This is a genomic window from Halomonas sp. SpR8 (genome assembly GCF_031010195.1).
GTDB lineage: Bacteria > Pseudomonadota > Gammaproteobacteria > Pseudomonadales > Halomonadaceae > Vreelandella.
In genome coordinates this window covers 52,258-72,330 of record NZ_JAUAMC010000001.1, presented here as the reverse complement: position 1 = coordinate 72,330, position 20,073 = coordinate 52,258, and the positions used below count along the sequence as shown (strand labels likewise).

Genomic DNA, 20,073 nt, shown 5'->3' with positions numbered 1-20,073 from the left:
CCTTGATATTCGTCTATATGCTTAATAATCACTTCACGCCGCCATGGCGTTGTTCAAGTGCTGCGCAGTAGCGCGCATAAATCGGTTGGTAGGCGGCCACCCGCTCCGGATGAGGGTCAGCCAGTGACCGGGCATCCAGGTGGACTAATTTTTCACACAACGCTTCCAGGGTGACGCCCTCTGAACGCTGATCGCACCAGGCCGCCTGTATCGCGGCACCTAGCGCGGCCGCATCGGTAATTTCGGGGCAAATCACCTGGGTGTTGGTAATATCCGCCACCATCTGCCGCCACACGGGGCTTTTAGCGCCACCACCGATCAGCCGAATCTGACTGGCCCCGGCGGTTAAATCACCCAGCAATTCCAGCCCATAGCGTAGCCCGAAAGTGGCCCCCTCGACCACCGCCCGGCACACATTAGCCTGGGTGGTATTAAGACTGGTCAAGCCGAGGAAGTCCGCTGAGGCATCCGGCAGCATGGGTACCCGCTCACCGTTGAAAAATGGCAGCACGGTAACACCCTCGGCACCTATGGGTGCGCTGGCCACTTTCTCGCCAAAAGACGCCAAGTCTAAACCAAACAGCTCGCGTACCCGCGTAGTGGCCGACGTGACGTTCATGGTGCAGATCAGCGGTAGCCAGCCGCCAGTGCTGGAGCAGAAGTTGGCGACCATGGCGCTATCGCACTCAACGGGCGTAGCCGAATACGCACATACGGTGCCCGAAGTACCTAAACTCAGCGTGATCAGCCCCGGGGTAATATTCCCGGTACCGATAGCGCCGAGCATATTGTCGCCGCCACCGGAGGAGACGACCACCTGATCGCCAAGCCCTAGTTCCCGGGCCACTTCTGAGCGTACATAACCTACCGGCTCATGGGCGTCCAGTACTCGGGGCAACACTCGAGTCGGGTCTAATTCTGGGGCTATCTCAGAAAAAACATCCAGTTGCCAACAGCGCTTGCGGGTATCGAAGTAGCCAGTGCCCGACGCATCGCCCGCTTCGGTGACGCGTTCTCCGGTAAGCCAGAAATTGAGGTAGTCGTGGGGTAGGAGCAGGCTCTCGATGCGCTTGTATGCATCCGGCTGACGCTCGCGCAACCAGGCGACCTTAGAGGCTGTATAACCGGTTTGCAGCACCAGCCCCAACTTGTCCAGACAGCCTGCTTCGCCACCCAGGCGGGTAACCAGATCAGCGTTCTGGGCACTGGTCTCGGTATCGCACCATAGCTTGGCGGGGTAGACCGGCACGCCATCCCCATCGAGTGCCACCATGCCGTGCTGCTGGCCGGAAACCCCGATACCGCGCACTTGGCTCGCCGATACAGCGGCTTTGTCCAGCGCGGCAAAAAACGCCTCTTTCAGGGCCGTCAGCCACTCGGCAGGCGACTGCTCGCGACGACCATTTTCGCCTTCGTCCAGGTGATGACCACGGCTTGCTTCAGCGAGTATTTTGCCTTGCTCAACGTCTATCACTACTACTTTGGTACTCTGAGTACCGCAATCGACCCCGATATACATCAAAACGTCCCCTTAGATGCCGCCAGACCTTCTAGAGTAGCGCGTGCGCCGCGTTCGTGCAGTGACTTCAGGGCGGTTAAATAGGCTTTAACAAAACGCGGAGTGTCGATTAAATCGCCAAACAGCTCGCGGTTTTCGATAAAGGCCGTGGGCCGCGAGCGATTTTCGGCAGCAATCGCCATTAACGGCGCTTTTAAACGATCGACGATCTCAATCGGCTCGCCCTGCTCGTCTACCCCCTCAGCGTAACGTGCCCAACTGGCCACCACCGCAGCGCTGCGTTCTATCTCGCCGTCCTGAGCCAACTGCTGGCGAATCACCGGCACTAACCATTTGGGAATGCGATCAGAGCTCTCGGCACAGAGTCGCGCCAAAGTATCTTTGATCTGCGGGTTGGCGAAACGCTCAATCAACGTTAAACGATAGCTTTCAAGATCGACCCCTGGTACCGGCGCCAGAGTGGGCGTGCCCTCTTCGCGCATATAACCAAGTAAAAAATCGACAAATAGCGGATCCTGACACACCTCGTGGGCGTAGCGGTATCCGGCTAAATAGCCAAAATAGGTCAACGCTTGGTGACTGGCGTTGAGCAGGCGCAGCTTCATCAATTCGTAGGGCTCGACATCCTCCACGACTTGGACACCCACTTTATCAAACGCCGGGCGCCCGAGGGGGAAGTGATCTTCCAATACCCACTGGATGAAGGGTTCACAGACTACCGGCCAAGCGTCCTCTACCCCAAAGCGCTGACTCAGTTCATCAATATCCGTGGTCGACGTAACTGGAGTAATGCGATCCACCATAGCGTTGGGGAACGCTACCTCGGCTGCCAGCCAGGCGCCTAACTCGGCATCCCGCGCCTGGGCATAGGCGCCGAACATGCGCTTGGCCACGTCGCCGTTGCCCTGAATGTTATCGCAGGACATTACGGTAAACGGCGCAATGCCCCGGGCACGGCGGCGGGCAAGTGCCTCCACCACTAGCCCGAAGCTGGTAGTGGGCTGAGTGGGATTGGCAAGATCAGCCTCGACCTGAGGGTTTTCAAGATCGAATTCGCCGCTCACCGGGTGAAAGTTGTAACCGCCCTCGGTCACCGTCAGCGACACAATACGGATCGTCGGATCGGCCATCTGCTCGATCACGGCTTCGGTGTCTTCCGGGGCAAACAGGTAATTCACCATGCTGCCAATGACCCGTGGTTCGTACTGGCCGTCAGGATGTTTGACCACCAGGGTGTAAAGATAATCCTGCGCTGCCAGCGCCTGCTGCATGCGTTTATCGCCAGGCATCACGCCCACGCCCACAATGCCCCAGTCCAGCGCTTCGCCCTGGTTCATCAGCGTATCCAGGTACATCGCTTGGTGGGCGCGGTGAAAGCCGCCTACCCCGATATGTACGATACCGGGGGTAAGTGTCTTGCGATCATAGCTTGGTACGCCAACATCGGCGTTTAGATTGCCCAAGTTGTGGTTATTGAGTCGGGTCATGGGTGCTCTCCAGCCAAGGCCTACTTGGCGCTATGGGTATATTTGCAGGCAGGTAAACAGAATCGGTATCCGAGTAGTGGCTTAAACCTCAGCTCATCCAGTTGCCGCCATCGACATTGAGCGTCTGGGCGACCACGTAGTCGCTATCTTGGCTGGCCAAAAACACGGCGGCGCCAGTGTGATCTTCGGGTAGGCCCATACGCCCGAAAGGCACTGCCTCTCCCACTAGGCGCTTCTTCTCGCCGAGTGGGCGGCTTTCATAACGGGCAAACAGCGCGTCGACTTGCTCCCACATTGGCGTGTCCACCACGCCGGGGGCGATGCCATTAACGTTGATGCGGTGTTTGATTAGATCCAAGCCGCTGGATTGGGTCAGGCTGATGACAGCGGCTTTGCTCGCGCAGTAAACGCTTACCAGCGCTTCACCACGACGGCCTGCCTGGGAGGCCATATTGATAATTTTGCCGCCTTGCCCGCGGGCCACCATCGAACGGGCAACCGCCTGCAGGGTAAAAAACATGCCTTTGGTATTGACCGCAAACTGCTTGTCGAAGCTCGCTTCGGTCACCTCAAGCACCGGTGCCATATCAAAGATAGCGGCATTATTAACTAGAATATCGATGCCGCCAAAACGGCTGGTTACTGCGTCCACCATGGCGTCAATTGAGGCTTGGTGGCAGACGTTCAGCTCAATGCCCATGACTTTTTCAGAGGGGGCTTGCTGGCCCAGTATTGCCAAGGCGGCTTCAATGGCAGCACTATCAATATCGGCCACCACCACGCTGGCGCCTTCGCTTAAGTAGCGCTGGGCAATGGCTAAACCGATACCCCGAGCGCCTCCGGTAATCACCGCGATTTTATTGTTTAGTTTCATCTTTATGCTCTCGCTGTTACATAGAACGCTGTATTAGGCAGGTCATTGGCCTCTGCTTTGCCACTCATCCACCAAGGCTTCCAGGCCGTGCATATGCTCTAAAATGCGCCAAGCACCGGCTTGAGTAAGGCGCGTCGATTGCTCTGCATCCACATGGCTGGCGCCGACAAAACCAATCACACACATCCCTGCGGCATGGGCAGCGGTTACGCCGGCCACGCTGTCTTCCACTACCAGGCAATCTCGCGGCACTTGGCCTAACTGAGAGGCTGCCAAGCGATAGAGCGCGGGGTCGGGTTTGGGGTTGGCGACTTGCTCAGCGGTAAAAATGGGTACCTCGCCTAACGCATCGGTCAGCCCCGTGCTCGCCAGTGACGCCAGCACCCGGCTGCGGCGGCTGTTGGAAACAACTGCCTTCTCCAAGCGAATGCTGCGAATCGCCTTGTCAGCCCCCTCTATCGCCTTAAGTTCCCGCGCCAGACGCGCCTCAATGGCGGCATCCACTTGTTCGGTGGCATCCACGGGCAGGGCGTGGGCACTTAATGCTTCGAGATGAGCGAGAATATCCGCCGTGGTCATCCCCAATGCCTGTCCAAGCTCCTGATCAATATTCAGATCGGGGAGCCAGTGGGAGAGGAACTCCACCAGCATGCCTTCGGCAAGGGCTTCGCTGTCGACCAGCACGCCATCGCAGTCAAAGATGAGTGTCCTCATGTAAGCTCCTCAGAAGGCGAGCCGGGAGCGCGGTTATCATGGCGAGTTAGCCCTGCCAGCGGATGCTGCTGCAAGCTCGACAGGGCCAAGCCACTAGCATCAAAGAGATGAGCACGCTCAGGGGCAAAGCCGAAATGCACCGTATCGTTGACCCGGTAGGCCACATCCCCATCGGCCATAATAGTGATGAGTTCATCGTCCATTTGGACGTAGAGCGAGGTTTGACCGCCGAGGCGCTCAAGCACTTTGATCTCGCCACTCAACGGCCCCTGCTCCTCGAGCACTAAGTGTTCCGGGCGAACACCCAACTCAAGGGGAGCGTTGGCCTCCAGGTGCTGACCGTCCACGGGCACACTGCGTTCACCGCCGCCGGGCATCCGAATCCCCACGCCTTCAGTCGAAACGCTGATCAGCGTTACCGGCAGAAAGTTCATTTTCGGCGAACCAATAAAGCCTGCTACAAAGCGATTGCGCGGATGGTGGTAAAGCGCCATGGGTGAGCCCACCTGCTCGACCACACCGTCGTGGAGGACAACGATTTTATCCGCCATGGTCATCGCTTCAATCTGGTCGTGGGTGACGTAGATCATGGTAGCGTCCAGCTCATCGTGGAGGCGCGCAAGCTCGATACGCATCTGCACCCGCAGCGCGGCATCCAGGTTGGAGAGCGGCTCATCAAATAGGAAGATGCTGGGGTTACGCACAATCGCCCGGCCAATCGCTACGCGCTGACGCTGGCCGCCGGAGAGCGCTTTAGGCTTACGATCCAACAGCGGTTCTAGCTGCAGAATTTTGGCCGCCTCCAGCACCTTGGCCCGGCGCTCCTCCTTGGATACCCCCGCCAGGCGCATACTGAAGCCCATATTGCCCTCTACCGTCATATGCGGGTAAAGCGCGTAGCTCTGAAACACCATGGCGAGGCCGCGGTCGGCAGGGCCAACGTCATTGATACGCTGACCGTCGATCAAAATATCGCCGTCAGTGGCGCTTTCCAGCCCGGCAATCATGCGCATCAACGTCGATTTACCGCAGCCGGAGGGGCCAACGAAGACCACAAATTCGCGGTCGTTCACTTCAAGGTCGATGCCCTTGATCACCTCGGTGTCGCCAAAACGCTTGGTAATATTGTGCAGTTGTAGTGTTGCCATGAGGAATATCCTTTACTTGACGGCGCCAAAGGTCAGGCCACGTACCATCTGTTTTTGGGTCATCCAACCGAGTATCAAAATGGGCGCAATGGCCATGGTGGATGCGGCTGACAGCTTGGCCCAGAACAGCCCCTCAGGGCTTGAGAAGGAGGCGATATAAGCGGTTAACGGCGCGGCTTTTGAGGTCGTCAGGTTGAGACTCCAGAATGCCTCGTTCCAACTTAAAATGACCGAGAGCAGGCCCGTTGAGGCGATCCCCGGCAGCGTTAGCGGCAGCAGCAGAAAGCACACTTCCTGCAGCGTCGAGGCACCGTCCATTCGCCCCGCTTCCAGAATGTCTTTGGGCATATCTTTAAAGAAGGTGTAGAGCATCCACACCACAATCGGCAGGTTCATCAGCGTATAGACGATGATCAGCCCGGTACGGGTATCGAGCAGCCCAACATCGCGAAAGATCAGATAAATCGGCACTAATACGCCCACCGAGGGCAGCATTTTGGTGGAGAGCATCCACAGCAGCGTGCCCTTGGTGCGCTTCGTGGGCAAAAAGGCCATGGCGTAGGCCGAAGGAATCGCGATCAGCAGCGCGAAGAACGTCGAGCCAAACGCCACCGCTACGCTGTTGAGTGCAAATCGGGTATAGCCCGAGCGCGCGTGCACCGCCTGATAGCTTTCCAGAGTGGGCGAAAAAATCAGCGTAGGATCGGCAATTGCCGCCGTTTCGGTTTTAAAACCGGTCAGGATCATCCAGAAAATCGGAAAGAAGATCACCAGCGCCACCGACCAGCCCAACACCGTAATGATGGCGCGCTTACTTTGCGCCGACCGCCACCCCGACATCGAACGCGGCGCTGCAGTTTTGGAACTTAATGTTGTCATCGAAGTGCTCCCAGGAGACAAGTGCCGGTCTACTCTTCCAGGTTTTTGGCCACCATCCGAACCAGGAAGATCGCAACGATATTGGCGAGGATGATCGCGATCACCCCACCGGCGGAGGCCGTGCCGACGTCAAAATCCAGCAACGCACGAATGTAAATCAGGTAGGCCAGATTGGTGGTCGCCAAGCCTGGGCCACCGGAGGTGGTGACAAAAATCTCGGCAAAAATAGTCAGCAGGAAGATCATCTCAATCATGATGACCACGCTGATGGCGCGCTTTAGGTGCGGCAGGGTGATAAAGAAGAAAATCGCTATCGGCCCTGCCCCGTCCATGCGTGCCGCTTCCACCTGATCCTCATCCAGCGACTGCATCGCTGTGAGCAGAATCAGCAGCGCAAAAGGCAGCCACTGCCAGGCCACGATGATCACAATCGAGGTCAGCGGCAGCGAGGAGAACCAATCAACAGCGGTCAGGCCTAGCGACTCAGCCAACCATGACAGCACGCCGTTAGAGGGGTGCATCATCATGTTCTTCCACACCAACGCACTCACGGTGGGCATCACAAAGAATGGCGAGATCGCCAGCACACGGGCGATCCCCCGCCCGGCGAACTCCTGTTGGAACAGCACTGCCAGCAAGGTGCCGCCAACCACGGTAATCGCCAACACCCAACCCACCAGCAGCAGCGTGTTGCCCATGGCGGCCCAAAGGGCTGGGTCGGTGAGCAGGTATTGATAGTTTTCCAACCCGGCAAAGCCGGTCATACCGGGCATTAGCAGGTTGTAATACTGAAAGGAGAACCATAGCGTCATGCCTAACGGCACAATCATCCATAGCAGCAGTAGCGTCACGGCCGGCGCTTGCAGCGACAGCGTTCTCAGCCCACCGACAGTACGGCCGGAAGCACGTGTTTTAGTCATAGGAATACCTGCAGAAACAGTTTGAGGGCAATGCCTGCCTGGCTAATCAAGGCAGGCACTGCGGCCATCAGTCTAGATAGCCAGCCCGCTGCATGGTGCGCTCGGTGGCACGCTGAGCACTGTCCAGTGCCTGCTCTACCGTGGTGTCACCGGTTAACGCCGCAGCTATGGTTTGGCCAACCTGGGTGCCGATCGACTGAAACTCCGGGATGCCGACAAACTGCACGCCAACATAGGGGTTGGGTTCCAGCGTCGAATCAGTGGGGTCGGCATCCTGAATAGCCTTTAGCACGAAGTCAGCAAAGGGAGCGGCTTCGGTGTACTGCTCATTGGCGTAGGTCGACTCACGGGTGCCAGGCGGCACGCTGGTCCAACCTTGGGTTTCACCGACCAGCTCAATGTACTCTTGTGAGGTGGCCCAGGTAATAAACTCAAGCGCCGCTTCCTGGTTCTCCGAAGAAGCCGGTATAGCTAACGCCCAGGACCATAACCAGTGTGAGCCTTTCGGTGTTTCAGCCACCGGTGCCGGGGCAAAGCCTAAGCTGTCCGCCACATCGGATTCGTTGCCGTCATATAGCTTGCCCGCTGCCGAGGTGGCATCCACCCACATCGCGCAGTTGCCGCGGGAGAACAGCGCCAGGTTCTCGTTAAAGCCATTGGAGCTTGCGCCTGGCGGGCCGTAGTCATTAAGCAAATCGACATAAAACTGAATAGCGTTAACCCAGGCTTCAGAGTTGAGCTCTGGGTTCCACTCCTCGTCAAACCAGCGGCCACCGTAGGTGTTCACCAGAGTGGAGACAAAGGCCATGTTTTCGCCCCAGCCAGGTTTGCCGCGCAAGCAGATACCCGCCAGCCCCTCTTCGCTGCCGTGTAGCTCGCCCGCCCACTCACGCACCTCTTCCCAGGTGGGCTGCTCGCTCATCTCAATACCCGCTTCTTCGAATAGATCCGTGCGGTAGTACATCATTGAGCTTTCAGCATAAAACGGCAGTGCGTGAGGCGTATCGTCGTAGCTTAAACCATCGCGAACGGAGGCCAACAGGTCGTCTTCGTTGTAGTCGTCGGGCAGGTTATCCAGCGGTGACAGCCAGCCACGCTCGGCCCAGATCGGCACTTCGTAAGTTCCAATGGTCATGACGTCAAACTGGCCACCATCGGTGGCTATATCAGTGGTCATGCGCTGACGGAGCACGTTCTCCTCAAGCACCACCCAGTCCAGGGTGATGTCGGGGTGCGCTTCTTCGAAGGCCTCGGTGAGGCTCTGCATAATCACCATGTCGTTGTTGTTAACTGTGGCCACGGTAATTTCGGTTTGCGCCTGGGCATGGCCTGAGATGGCGATGGCAGCCGCTAGCGTAGTAATGGGTAAGTGACGTGCGAGTTGCATAAAGCACTCCTAATGGGCTTGTATTGGCATTGTTGTCGCCTTGATCTTATTGATCATCTATCGAACAAATGATCGTACGTAAGATAGAAAAAAGCAAAGCACATAGCCTTAGACTTTATGCTAACTTATTCCATTTGATATATATGAAAGTGCAATAGACTGGCCCCTACAACGCACCAACAATCTGCCGTGCAGCCACTTCATCGGTGATTAATCCCTTAAGCCAGTCGCCGCGCAAGGCAGCATGAATCGCCTTGGCCTTTTCCCGGCCTCCCGCAATAGCCACCATGTGACGCTTACCAAAGCGCTCCAAAGGAAAGCTAGTGATACGCCGCGTAATCGAACAGTCGATTATCTCGCCGTTGCAGTTCAGTGGCCAACCAAGCAACTCTCCTACCGCATTCAAACCCAGTAATTCATCCAACTCGCTTTGACTAATAAAATGATCTTGAAACAGCGTAGCTTGGCGGTCAAAGCGCCCAATCCCGATAAAGGCAGCTTCTGACTCTCGCGCCACGTCGGAAATCGCTTTAAATAGACGTTGTTCAAGCATCGCCTCTTTTTCAGACAGGGATTCAGCGACTACCGGTGCAGGGAGTAAAAAGCGCTCGCCACCGGTTTTATCTGCCATCACCATCACCGCATCATAACGGTTGGCTGAACCATCACGGGCGATATTACCAATCAAAGACACAAAGCGGTGTTGTGGCCGTTCAATTCGGCTGAGGGCCTCTACCGCTGCCCTAACCGAACGACCTGTGCCTAACGAAAGCGTCAATGGCTTGCTACGCTCTACTAACTGCGCAATGCGTTTCGCAGCAGCCACAGCCATGTAGGAAGCGGCGTTGTCGACAGTCTGACTATCGGCGGGTACAACCTCACAAAAAGCCAAACCAAAGTGATTACGCAGCGCGCTGCCTAGTGCCACACAGCTAGAAATAGGGTGATCAATATGCACCTTCACCAGCCCTTCTTGACGAGCCAAAGCTAATAAGCGCTGCACCCCAGGGCGTGAAACCCCCAGCTGGCTGGCGATCTCGTCCTGAGTCATGCCCCCCACGTAAGACATCCAGGTGGCTCTGGCCGCCTGCTCCAGCTTTACCTCAAATTTATCCATACACTGACTCACTTAAACAGTTATTAACATATCATCATACAAAGCTAAGCTCGCGACCAGAAGTCACCTTTCCGCTAATATACCCAGAGTAAAGTGTTCGACCTAGGACTGATCACTGGGAGATATCGCATGTATAAACTGGCTTTTTTTGTTCCCATCGAAGACGCTGAAAGCGTCAAGCGAGCGGTGTTTGAGGCCGGTGCCGGTCGCATGGGAGAGTATGAAAATGTCTGCTTTCAAACCCGTGGCATGGGGCAATTCCGCCCAATGGGCGGAGCCCACCCGCATATCGGCTCGGTGGGCAGTTTGGAAAAGGTCGAAGAATTCAAAGTCGAGCTGCTATGCGATGAAGCGCATATTCACGGCGCCATCGCGGCCTTAAAACTTGCCCATCCCTACGAAGAAGTCGCTTATGATGTGTGGCAGCTCGCCGACCTATAACCAAACCTTTAAAGTGTTAAGCACTACCAAAGTAACGCTCACGATCTTCAGGCGTTACCATACTGATATGTAGCGGAAACTCGTTGTGAGGGCGGTCGGCGTAAAAGTGTTTGAGCGTGCGCTCAATGGTTGTGAAAGCCAGCTCATCCCAAGGGATCTCATGCTCCTCAAATAGCGCGACTTCCAGGCTTTCCGGCCCGGCGCTGAAGCCACCGACTAACTCAGCGCGAAAAATCATATACACCTGATTGATATGCGGCAGGTCAATGAGCGTGTAGAGGTTGGCTAGCTCGACCTCAGCACAAGCCTCTTCGCGGGTCTCTCTGGAGGCTGCTTGCTGGGTTGATTCGGCGTTTTCCATATAGCCGGCGGGCAGCGTCCAGTAGCCTTTGCGCGGTGAAATCGCCCGCTTACAGAGCAGCACTTTACTACCGCTAACGGGCAGCGTACCGGCTACAATACGCGGATTCTGGTAATGAATCGTACCGCAGGCATCGCACAGGTAGCGTGGCCGATCATCCCCTTGGGGGACGGCAAAACGTACTTTATCACCACACTGGCTGCAAAAATTCATCGCGTATTCTCAACGGCTAGTGAATAGAAGCCTCGACGCGCTTGACGTCAATGACCGCTGCTGGGTAAAAGAGAGCAAAGTAACTGGATGCCCCATGTTAGAGAAACTATGTTAGTGAAACCATGTTAGTGAAACCATGTTAGAGAAACTACGTAAACGGCTGCAACGGCTGACGCCTCAACGTTTAGACCACGTAGTGATGCCTGAAGCCGCCGTGCTATTGGCAATTGTCGAGCATCCAGCACCTACTTTACTGTTTACTCGTCGCGCCAACCACTTGAGTACCCATAGCGGTCAGGTCGCGTTTCCCGGTGGTAAGCGCGAGTCGTTTGATACCGATTTATACGCCACCGCACTGCGCGAAGCTGAGGAGGAGATTGCCCTCGACCCATGCTTGGTGCAACCCCTGGGGCGGCTCTCCGACGTTATTTCGCTACACGGGATCCGCGTTACCCCGTGGGTCGGTATTATTCCGCCTGATCTACCGCTAATTGCCGACCCAGGTGAGCTGGATGCGATTTTTGAAGTCCCGCTGAGCCACTTTCTAGATGATCACCGCACTCACACCGATGTGATTACCGTGGACGGTGTAGCCCACTACGTGCCCAGCTACCATGTAGACGGCCATGTGATCTGGGGGCTCTCCGCGATGATGCTGGTGGAGTTATTGGCTGAAGGCTTTGGTATGCCGATTGATCTCTTTCAACGCCCCGCAGGGCCCTTGCGCCACTACCCTGAACGCACTAGTCGACTCTCTAAACCCTCCACGACCGTTGCCGGTTCAGCGCCATCGAGATCCAGCAAATGATCCCCAGTGTTGCTACGTCGTCACCTGCTCTTCAGCCAGCGACCCAGATAGCCCTTGTCGATGCGCTGGTTGAACAGGGCTGGTATGTCGGCCGCGAGGTGATTGACCTGGGTCTTTGCGAGGCACTGAATAACGAGCTTCTGCATCGGGCGGCCTATAACGGATTGGATGAAGCGGGGATTGGCCGCGGCCAGCAGCATCTGCTGCGTAAAGATATTCGTGGCGACGCCATTCACTGGCTGGATCGCGAAAGCGCCGCCCAGCGGCGTTACCTGGATGCTATGAGCGAGCTACAGCAAGCGCTCAATCATGCGCTTTTTTTGGGCCTGTTTGAGTACGAAGCGCATTTTGCCCACTACCCACCGGGGGCTTTTTATCAACGCCACCTGGATAGCTTTCGTGGCCGCGCCAACCGCGTTATCTCAACCGTCGGTTATTTAACCCCAAACTGGCCGAGCGATGGCGGCGGTGAAATGGTGATTTACCACCCGGACGATCCCAGTCAGGAGGTCGCTCGCATTGTACCCGAGGCAGGCACCTTCGCCTGTTTCTTGTCGGAAACTATTCCCCACGAAGTGCTACCGACTCGTCATACGCGTACTAGCATTGCTGGCTGGTTTCGGCGCAATGCCTCGCTGGGTGGCGTGCTTGATCCCGCGCGCTAGTCCTTCATCTCTTACGTTAGGGGTACGATTTGGCCGTTCGCCTGCTCTAGCACTTCACGCACCTGCTCGTAATCGACGCCGGTTGAGTTATCACCCTCGTGCTGCTCAATCAGGCCAACAACGTCTAGCAGCATGTCCATGCCAAATACCTGTTCGTCTGTGGCGGTAAAGGCCTGGATGTAATTTCTCCCACCTTCCCCCCAACCCACTTTGATCGGCGAATCGATGATATTGACCTGGGTACCCACCGGTACGCGCCAGAAAACCGACTCGATGTCTTCAGGGAGCATACGGATACAGCCCCGACTGGCGCGCATGCCAATACCATCGGGCTGATCGGTGCCATGAATTAGATAGCCGGGGATATCCAGCAAAATAGCGTATTGGCCTAGCGGATTATCAGCCCCCGGGGGTACTACGGCTGGCGCCGGGTCGCCACGCTCGGCTGCTTCTTGGCGAATGGATTCAGGCGGATACCAGGCAGGATTCTCCAGCCGCATAGTGGTTTCGGTAACCCCTAATGGTGTGTTGTAGGCATCGCGCCCAATGCCGATGGGATACGTTTCTACCCGCGGCGGCTCGCCACTCTCTACTTCGGGATAGTAATAAAGGCGCAGCTCCGCCACGTTAATCACAATGCCAGTGCGTACCTCATCGGGCAGGATAAACTGGCCCGGAATCGTCACCTCGGTCCCTTCACCCGGCACCCAAATACTGGTATCGGGATTGGCCATGCGAATTTCCTCATAGCCGACGTTATTTGCCCGGGCGATATCCATCAGCGTATCTTGCTCGGTGGCCTTGACGGTATATACCTCACCCACCATATTGCCCTTAGTTGGCAGCGGAAAATGGCCTTTGGGCACCTCGCCACTATCAGCTATCGCACTCGAGGCAAATAGCCACGCACCTAGCGCAACACTGCTCACGCAGAGCTGCTTCATGCGCTGCAGAGGGTGATCAAGGAAAGTCATGGTCAAGGGTTCTCCTTTATTATGCGGCCGCTCTGTTATCAACGTCTGCTCTCAAAATCTGTTACCAACGCCAGATTGAAAAGCGAGCCATTTGGAGATGAATATGACCACTGAACAAGCCCAGGTCAATTCGACAGACTGTCGCACAGCGGAGACGGTACACATAAATGTTTTACTGAAATGGTTGTATTTCTGAACACAGCGACTAACCTAATAACTGTCTTAGCGCAGTGACGCGCAAGATAGCGTTAATTACCTCTTTTCATTAATGACGTAATTAATACACTTAGGAATAATAGCACTGGCATTGTCATCGCTTATTTAGGAAGAGCCAATACCATTTGCTATTGATTTATTTGGGCTGTTACGCGGAGTCGTCAAGCCCTAATGAAATCGCAAGGAGCAAGCAAAATGAAAATGATTAAACCTGCCTTTTTAGGTACTCTCATGGTGCCAGCGATTATGTTTTCAGCTGGTACAGTAAACGCCGAAGAGAATACCACTACCATGGAAGCAACCTACCTGACTGAAGCACCAGCAGGCACTTTCCATGCTGACGCGTTAACCGGCAACCAAGTCAAAAGCAGCGTCGAAGATGATGAAGATATCGGCACCATCACTGACTTGGTAATCGATGAAGATGGCCAGATTAATGCTGTGGTCGTTGGTGTCGGTGGCTTCCTGGGTATGGGCGAGAAAAATGTCGCTATCGAATGGGATTCACTTGAACTGACCAAAGACGAAAACGGTGATGATTACGTCATTACCGTTAATGCCTCAGAAGATGCGCTAGAAGCCGCTGAAGAGTATCACCGTAGCGAAGATACAAGTGAAGATAAATAAGCGCCAGTAAGTCTCAAAAAGCCTTGGCACTTGCCAGGGCTTTTTTATTGCCAACAATAGCCTTACTCGTCAAACCAATAAAAAATCGTTAAAAATTACCGCCACATCATACAATGTGGCGGCACCATAACTTATGCTATTAAAAAACGTAAGCTATCAAAAGCTGGTTATCAGCCTTTTAATTTAGCCGTCATACTTACATCTGCATTAAGAACCTTGGAAACAGGGCAGTTAGCTTTAGCCGTTTCCGCTGCTTCCTGGAAAGCGGCGTCGTCGGCGCCACTTATTTCAGCCACAACGTCCAGGTGAATTTTCGAGATATCAAACCCGGCATCACTTTGGGAAAGCGTCACTTTGGCGCTGGTTTCAATGGCGTCAGCGGTATAGCCTTTCTCGCCCAAAATCATTGATAGGGCCATTGAGAAACAGCTGGCGTGCGCTGCGCCAATTAGCTCTTCGGGGTTGGTACCTTTCTCATCTTCAAAACGCTTGCTGAAGGAGTACTTGGCATCCAAAACGCCACTTTCGGTTGAAACGGTGCCTTTGCCATCCTTGAGACCACCTTCCCAACGTGCGCTAGCTTTACGATCCATGAACAACTCCTTGTGTGTAGTCAATATGCATAGACATGTTGTCAAACCATGTTTTCAAACCGTGTTTTCAAACCGTGTCGTCAAACTGAGCCTAACGGCGGTTGCCGCGTCGACCACTTAACCAGCGTAGCTGATTTTTACCACTCTGCCGAGCCCGCTCTGCATATGGCTTTCATCGTTTTCAGTTCGGCCGTAAGCTAGTTAGCTATCTAATCGAATAGCCTACGGAAATTAAGGACCCGCCATGTCATCGGCTGATACGCTGCGCCTGATACTGCTCTCTTCGCTATGGGGTTTGTCATTTATCTTTATGCGTGTGGCCGCCCCCGAGTTTGGCGCGGTGCCCTTGGTGCTGGTGCGTATGGGGATTGGCGCCCTGCTACTAATGCCGCTACTGATCAGCCTGCGCTATCTGCGACTCATCTGGCAGCATAAAGGCCCATTGCTGTTTTTAGGGGTCGTCAATCATGTATTGCCTTTTTCACTGTTAGCACTCGCCACCACACAACTTGAGGCGGGCTTTACCTCTTTGATTAACGCCACCACACCGATTTTCACCGCACTGCTTGGCGCGCTGTTTTTCGCTACCGCGATACAGCGACAGCAGTACTTGGGGCTCGCCTTGGCGTTGCTGGGTGTGTATGTACTGTCTGCCAATCGACTTGACTTTGCTTTGGGCGGGGACGGCTGGTTTATTTTAGCCGCACTGGGAGCAACGTTTTGCTACGGTATTGCGAGCAACTACTCCAAAACACGCCTTAGTCATCTGCCAACGCGCGTTCTCGCGGCGGGCAGTAGCGCGATGTCGGCGCTGGTGCTTCTCATCCCTGGCATTCTGCTATGGCCAAGCGACCCCATCAGCCCACTGGCGTGGGGAAACGCCCTAGCGCTCGCGGCGCTAAGCACTACGCTGGCGTTCCTGCTCTACTTTGGCCTACTCGCCAGCGCGGGCGCCACAGCAACCTCAACGGTGACCTTTTTAGTCCCGGTGAGCGCGCTGATATGGGGCTACTTGCTGCTTGATGAAATGCTGAACCTTCAGATTATCGCCGGCATGGTGATTACCCTGATCGGCACGGCCATTGCGACCAAACTGTTGCGCATTAGGCGTCGCGCGTCGCCGCCACCAGTCTATCCCCCACACGAATAACACTGCCTTCGCCGTTAAGCAGCGTGGCGTTTTGGCCAAAGTGGGCGCCTTTTTTAGTGGGTTGGGTATTGAGCTCAATCAAGGTTTTCAGAGGCTCTGCGGGAGCAGGCACTGCCGCTGTATGCTGATCGATGGTAGTGACTTTGCAACGCTTACAGGGTTTACGCAGTGCCAGCTGAAAGGTGTCGTTTTGTTCAGCGAGCGTTGCCCAGCGATCCTCCGCCCAAGGTTCATCGCTTTTGACCACGATATTGGGCCGAAAACGGTTCATGGGTACAGGCGCCTGCCCTTTCGCTACCAAGGCTTGATTAAGGGCGTCTAATGAGCCCGTGGTGGCAATCAAAAAGGGGTATCCGTCAGAGAAATAAGTGTGCGCCGCCCCGCCATCAAGGAAATCCTCTTCAACGGCACGGGTAAACTCAGTGGCAAAACGCACCATGCTAAGCCCCTGGGCCTGCTCGCCCAGAGCAGCAACCAGCCAGCGAGAGACTTCATCGCTTTCGGGCCAAGCCTTGCAGTGGTCATTCCACACGTTTACTAGGCGTAAATTCCCCTCGGGCTCTGCCAACGGCACATTCAGCGGCTCAACATTGGGATGAGAAAGCACCAAGTGTGTATCGGCCAACGCGACCTCGACGGTGGCAAGTGCCGGCAGTTGGCGTTGGGTAACAAAACGCTGTTGCGCATCGACCAGCATCCAGCGCCGATCCCAAGCTAGCCCGTGGCCTTGCAGCTCGCTGTGATCAATGCTGATGCCTTTTAGCGACTTAACGGGATAAATGTTGAGTTGAGTAATCTCCACGACGGCCTCGCGATAAAAGTAAAAGGCTACTTTAGCTACTCCCAACATTCGCTGCTACTCGAAAACACGCCGCATTTCTTAAGCAGTCGTGTTAGAGCGTCATGCCCGTTTCAATCCGATAGCCCAAATCAACCACTTTCTGTGTCAGTGCCTCTCCGCGAATACGCGCTAACAGCTCCCCCGCCGCCGCTTCGCCAATAGTTTGGCGAGGAGTCACCACGCTGGCAAGCCTAGGCGTCATCACCTGCCCGACGTCATGGCCGTGAAAGCCAGCCAGCGCCATGCGTCCTGGCACATCAATGCCGCGTCGCTGGCACTCAAAGTAGGCGCCGACCGCGACGTCATCATTGGTACAGAACACACCATCCGCCGCGGGATAATCAGCGACGACCTGCCCAAGCAGCGCCGCCCCCACGCTGTAAGATGAACGCTGGGTGCTTTGCAGCGTGACGGGCACCAAGCCATGCTCTTGCATGGCTTGGCGATAGCCCTGCTCGCGCTGGCGGGTACGCTCATCCAAACGCACTGCCAAGTAAATCACCTGTCGTCGTCCACGCCTTATCATCTCGTCAACCATGTCAAAGGCAGCTTGAACGTTGTCATAGCCTACCGCCTGCTGAAGCGGAGGGCGGCGGGTGTCCATGATTTCTACAATCGGAATCCCGGCGGTTTCCAGCATGCGCAGGCTACGCGGCGTATGGTCGCGGTCAGAAAGTATCACCCCATCAACGTTATAGGAGAGCAGCGAAGCCAAGCTGCGCTCTTCGAGTTCGGGGCTGTAGCCATAGTGAGACAGCATCAGATGGTAGCCCGCAGGCTCCGTTAATGACTCAATACCGACGATCACATCGGCAAATACCTGATTGGTGAGTGACGGCACCAGCACGCCTATCGAGTGGCTGGTGGCTCTAGACAGCAGGTCTGGCGCACGGTTGGGGATATAGCCAATCTTTTCGGCAATCGAAAAGATACGTTCGCGCAGACCTTCCGAAACCGTCTCAGGATCCCGTAGGCAGCGGCTTACCGTCATTTTGGTAGCCCCTACGTGGTCGGCAATATCTTGTAGGGTGGGGCGTTTTTTCTTCAATTGTTCTCAACTAGCAAGAAGCTGGGGTAGCGTTGGTCGTGATAAGCGCATTGATGCAGCTTTGTAAAACCATCTCTGGTGGCTGATTAATTGATACAGTTATTGCTTCAATTTCACTGGGAGGCTCTAGCTGAGCGAATTGACTTTGCAGCATATCGTCACCTTTGAAATAGTGATCTTCCCTTGCTGCAAGGCGATCGCGAATCGTTGCAAAGTCGCCCTCAAGATAAATAAACACCACCTTTGGCTCATCCCGGCGCAAGCGCTCCCGGTAGCGACGTTTCAGAGCAGAGCAGCCAAGTACTAGCGCTGTTTCTTGTGACAATAATTGTGCTAAATCGGATAGCCAGTCACTACGATCTTGATCATTCAAAGGAATTCCCTGAGCCATCTTATCTACATTGCTTTGACTATGAAAATCATCAGCATCATAAAATGGAATGCCTAACGAGCTCGCCAACTGGGCACCAATTAAACTCTTACCGCAACCAGACACACCCATAACCAGAATTTTGCAGTGCTTGGGCAAGTTATGCATTTTTAACCTCTTTAGCTGCCACTTTTTCCTTATGGCGCATCCGGATAACGACTAATAGCATGATAACCACCAGCGCTACCAACCCTTTAGATAGCGGCGTTGCTAGCAAATACTCCCATAGCGGCATATTACGGGCGCCGGCAATACGCATCGCCCTTGCTAGATTGGTCTCAATCAACGGCCCTAGCACCACCCCGATAATGATAGGTGCGACAGGCACATGGATTTTCTTAAAAATAGCGCCAACGATACCCAGCACTATGGCAATAAAGACATCAAATAGACTATTGCGCAGGCTATAGGCACCAAACAGAGCAAATACCAGCACTGTCGGTACTATATATTCCATTTTTATTTTCAAAATGTAAGAGAAGTACTTGATACCTACCGCGCCGATGATGGTCATCGCCACCACGGTTAGCAACATTCCATACAAGAATGTAAACGCTACGTCTGGACGGTTAACAAATAAACTGGGGCCAAGAACTATGCCATGAATGACGAGCGCACCTGCGATGATTGCGCTAGTGGGGCTACCTGGGACACCAAGCGCCAGCAACGGAACCATTGAACTTCCTACAGTGGCATTATTGGCGCTTTCGGCTGCGATAATCCCGTCAGGGTTTCCTTGCTCAAACGGAACATCGCGCCGAGAGGTACGCTTAGCGTCTCCATACGACATAAACACCGCAAGCGTTGTCCCCACGCCTGGCAACAGCCCCACCAAGGTGCCGATCAAGCCTGATTTCCAAACCAAAAAACGTTGGCTCAAGATATCTTTCACCACCGTCATACGCGAAATTTTCTGATCACGATACTGAACTTGTTCGCTGGGTTTTTTACCAATATTTAAGAACATTTCAGCAAAACAAAAAAGTCCCAGCACAACGGGCACTACGGAAATACCCGAGCGTAAACTTATGCTATCAAAGGTGAATCGCTCAGATCCCGTGATCATATCTACCCCGACTGTACTGATAAACAACCCTAGCAACACAGCAAACGCTGCTTTCAAAAAACTGCCGCTCAGCGCGCCCACAATGATTAAACCGCTTAGCGACACAAAAAACATTTCCGCAGGACCAAATTGCAGCGCAAGTTTTGCTAACGGCGGTGTAAACAAAATCAGGATAAGCACGCCGATAAAACCACCGAACATGCTGGAAAAAATAGAGTAATAGAGCGCTTCTTTAGCACGCCCTTGCTTCGTCAGCGGATATCCTTCCATCGCTACGGGCGCAGCGACGACATCGCCTGGCACGTTAATTAAGATCGCAGTGATGGAACCACCGTACATACCACCCATGTAAATACCACCAAGCAACAATAGTCCGATCTGCGGCTCCATCGTGAAGGTCAGTGGTAACAGCAGCGAAATACCAATAGCACCGTTTAAGCCGGGAATAGCTCCGACAACAATGCCGACCAGAACACCCGCAAACACCACTAAAAAAACGCTAGGGGTAAATAAATTGAGCAGGATTGAAAAAATATCCATGGGCACTACTCGGGTAATAGCAAAATGAAACCGGGGTGATTAACCCCGGTCATGA

Annotated in this window: 21 protein-coding genes; 5 read left to right on the top strand and 16 right to left on the bottom strand. The window is 54.6% G+C overall.

The annotated features are described in order from the left end of the window. Positions 1-28 precede the first annotated feature (28 nt). The 9 genes from xylB to QT230_RS00325 all read right to left on the bottom strand — a co-directional run bounded on the left by xylB (position 29) and on the right by QT230_RS00325 (position 10,045). On the bottom strand, positions 29-1,519 hold the full coding sequence (xylB, locus tag QT230_RS00365) for a xylulokinase (RefSeq protein ID WP_308319505.1): 1,491 nt from the start codon (positions 1,517-1,519) through the stop codon (positions 29-31). Then, a complete protein-coding gene (locus QT230_RS00360; protein WP_308319503.1) occupies positions 1,519-3,006 on the bottom strand; it encodes a mannitol dehydrogenase family protein in 1,488 nt (495 codons plus the stop codon). The genes xylB and QT230_RS00360 overlap by 1 nt, the downstream gene beginning before the upstream one ends. Positions 3,007-3,094: 88 nt before the next feature. Further along, entirely contained in the window at positions 3,095-3,880 is a 786-nt protein-coding gene (locus tag QT230_RS00355; RefSeq protein ID WP_308319501.1) for an L-iditol 2-dehydrogenase, read from the bottom strand. 42 nt (positions 3,881-3,922) lie between these two features. After that, complete coding sequence (locus tag QT230_RS00350) at positions 3,923-4,594, bottom strand: HAD-IA family hydrolase (RefSeq protein ID WP_308319500.1); 672 nt, start codon at positions 4,592-4,594, stop codon at positions 3,923-3,925. After that, entirely contained in the window at positions 4,591-5,742 is a 1,152-nt protein-coding gene (locus QT230_RS00345; RefSeq protein WP_308319499.1) for a sn-glycerol-3-phosphate ABC transporter ATP-binding protein UgpC, read from the bottom strand. The genes QT230_RS00350 and QT230_RS00345 overlap by 4 nt, the downstream gene beginning before the upstream one ends. A gap of 12 nt (positions 5,743-5,754) precedes the next feature. Beyond that, on the bottom strand, positions 5,755-6,621 hold the full coding sequence (locus QT230_RS00340; RefSeq protein ID WP_374694429.1) for a carbohydrate ABC transporter permease: 867 nt from the start codon (positions 6,619-6,621) through the stop codon (positions 5,755-5,757). A gap of 29 nt (positions 6,622-6,650) precedes the next feature. Beyond that, a complete protein-coding gene (locus QT230_RS00335) occupies positions 6,651-7,541 on the bottom strand; it encodes a sugar ABC transporter permease (RefSeq protein ID WP_308319498.1) in 891 nt (296 codons plus the stop codon). Positions 7,542-7,608: 67 nt separating this feature from the next. After that, positions 7,609-8,928 (bottom strand): sugar ABC transporter substrate-binding protein, encoded by a 1,320-nt coding sequence (locus QT230_RS00330; RefSeq protein WP_308319496.1) that lies wholly within the window; start codon positions 8,926-8,928, stop codon positions 7,609-7,611. Between the two features lie 166 nt (positions 8,929-9,094). Continuing rightward, a complete protein-coding gene (locus tag QT230_RS00325) occupies positions 9,095-10,045 on the bottom strand; it encodes a sugar-binding transcriptional regulator (RefSeq protein WP_308319494.1) in 951 nt (316 codons plus the stop codon). A 129-nt stretch (positions 10,046-10,174) separates the two neighbouring features. On the opposite strand from QT230_RS00325, the gene QT230_RS00320 reads away from it, so the two are divergent. Next, positions 10,175-10,486, top strand: a complete 312-nt coding sequence (locus QT230_RS00320; RefSeq protein WP_308319493.1) for an NGG1p interacting factor NIF3 — start codon at positions 10,175-10,177, stop codon at positions 10,484-10,486. A 16-nt stretch (positions 10,487-10,502) separates the two neighbouring features. Here the strand turns inward: QT230_RS00320 and QT230_RS00315 are convergent, their stop codons facing one another. Continuing rightward, positions 10,503-11,060, bottom strand: coding sequence for an NUDIX hydrolase (locus QT230_RS00315; RefSeq protein WP_308319491.1), 558 nt, complete (start codon positions 11,058-11,060; stop codon positions 10,503-10,505). 136 nt (positions 11,061-11,196) lie between these two features. On the opposite strand from QT230_RS00315, the gene QT230_RS00310 reads away from it, so the two are divergent. Together QT230_RS00310 and QT230_RS00305 are read left to right on the top strand one after the other, a co-directional pair. After that, positions 11,197-11,868, top strand: coding sequence for a CoA pyrophosphatase (locus tag QT230_RS00310; protein ID WP_308319490.1), 672 nt, complete (start codon positions 11,197-11,199; stop codon positions 11,866-11,868). Beyond that, on the top strand, positions 11,865-12,533 hold the full coding sequence (locus QT230_RS00305; protein ID WP_308319489.1) for a 2OG-Fe(II) oxygenase: 669 nt from the start codon (positions 11,865-11,867) through the stop codon (positions 12,531-12,533). The genes QT230_RS00310 and QT230_RS00305 overlap by 4 nt, the downstream gene beginning before the upstream one ends. 11 nt (positions 12,534-12,544) lie before the next feature. Here the strand turns inward: QT230_RS00305 and QT230_RS00300 are convergent, their stop codons facing one another. Further along, positions 12,545-13,507, bottom strand: coding sequence for a L,D-transpeptidase family protein (locus QT230_RS00300; RefSeq protein WP_308320098.1), 963 nt, complete (start codon positions 13,505-13,507; stop codon positions 12,545-12,547). A gap of 411 nt (positions 13,508-13,918) precedes the next feature. Between QT230_RS00300 and QT230_RS00295 the strand changes: the two genes are divergently transcribed. Continuing rightward, complete coding sequence (locus tag QT230_RS00295) at positions 13,919-14,350, top strand: PRC-barrel domain-containing protein (protein WP_308319487.1); 432 nt, start codon at positions 13,919-13,921, stop codon at positions 14,348-14,350. A gap of 170 nt (positions 14,351-14,520) precedes the next feature. Here QT230_RS00295 and QT230_RS00290 read toward each other — a convergent pair whose 3' ends face one another. Continuing rightward, positions 14,521-14,943 (bottom strand): OsmC family protein, encoded by a 423-nt coding sequence (locus QT230_RS00290; protein ID WP_308319486.1) that lies wholly within the window; start codon positions 14,941-14,943, stop codon positions 14,521-14,523. Between the two features lie 244 nt (positions 14,944-15,187). Between QT230_RS00290 and QT230_RS00285 the strand changes: the two genes are divergently transcribed. Further along, positions 15,188-16,093: a DMT family transporter gene (locus tag QT230_RS00285; protein WP_308319484.1), complete on the top strand. Its 906-nt coding sequence runs from the start codon at positions 15,188-15,190 to the stop codon at positions 16,091-16,093. Here the strand turns inward: QT230_RS00285 and QT230_RS00280 are convergent. The 4 genes from QT230_RS00280 to QT230_RS00265 all read right to left on the bottom strand — a co-directional run bounded on the left by QT230_RS00280 (position 16,047) and on the right by QT230_RS00265 (position 20,018). Continuing rightward, positions 16,047-16,895: an MOSC N-terminal beta barrel domain-containing protein gene (locus QT230_RS00280; RefSeq protein ID WP_308319482.1), complete on the bottom strand. Its 849-nt coding sequence runs from the start codon at positions 16,893-16,895 to the stop codon at positions 16,047-16,049. The two genes, QT230_RS00285 and QT230_RS00280, sit on opposite strands and share 47 nt — an antisense overlap. A gap of 91 nt (positions 16,896-16,986) precedes the next feature. Beyond that, positions 16,987-17,982, bottom strand: a complete 996-nt coding sequence (gene gntR, locus QT230_RS00275) for a gluconate operon transcriptional repressor GntR (RefSeq protein ID WP_308319481.1) — start codon at positions 17,980-17,982, stop codon at positions 16,987-16,989. Positions 17,983-17,992: 10 nt separating this feature from the next. Beyond that, entirely contained in the window at positions 17,993-18,520 is a 528-nt protein-coding gene (locus QT230_RS00270; RefSeq protein ID WP_308319479.1) for a gluconokinase, read from the bottom strand. After that, positions 18,513-20,018, bottom strand: coding sequence for a tripartite tricarboxylate transporter permease (locus tag QT230_RS00265; protein WP_308319478.1), 1,506 nt, complete (start codon positions 20,016-20,018; stop codon positions 18,513-18,515). Before QT230_RS00265 ends, QT230_RS00270 begins: the two co-directional genes overlap by 8 nt. Positions 20,019-20,073 lie beyond the last annotated feature (55 nt).